We start from the raw sequence: 552 nt of genomic DNA on the forward strand, positions 1-552 counted from the left end.
CGCTCACCACGCTGCTCGGATTGCCGCCCGCGAACGTGGTGGTCACGCCGCCGACGGTACCCGTCGGCGTCGCGTTGGGCGCTCCAGTGACGGAGCCGCTGCCGAGTGCGACGTCGCCGGCGTTGTTTGCGATGGCATTCGGGCCGATCGCGACCGAATCGGTGCCGAGCGCCTGGCTGTCGGCTGCTGTCGAATTTGCGTGGAAGTACTTGATGCCCTGGTTGTTGATGCTGTCGATCGCCGAGCCGACGCTGTTGGCGGTCGACGTTGTGCCGTTCGCGTTGTACGTCGTGTACGACGGAGCGGAAACCGTGCCGGTTGCCGGGTTGTAGCTCGCGCCGCCGCCGAGGGCTGCGGCGGTGCTGCTGCCCAGATTGTCGGTCTTGGTCGTGACAGTGCTGAGGCCCGTGGACAACGAGTTGATACCCGTCGAGGTCGACGTGGAGAGCGAGCTGATCGAGCTATTAGCCGACGAGAGACCCGTCGACGTGGACGACGACAGCGACGTGACCGAGCTGTTGGTCGAGCTGAGGCCCGTGGACAACGAGTTGA

At 65.6% G+C, this 552-nt stretch carries 1 pseudogene; it reads right to left on the minus strand.

From position 1 onward, the window contains the following. Positions 1-415: pseudogene (locus LGM71_RS33130) on the minus strand (hypothetical protein); the annotation flags it as partial. Positions 416-552: the final 137 nt, after the last annotated feature.

The organism is Burkholderia sp. AU33545 (assembly GCF_020419685.1).
GTDB lineage: Bacteria > Pseudomonadota > Gammaproteobacteria > Burkholderiales > Burkholderiaceae > Burkholderia > Burkholderia diffusa.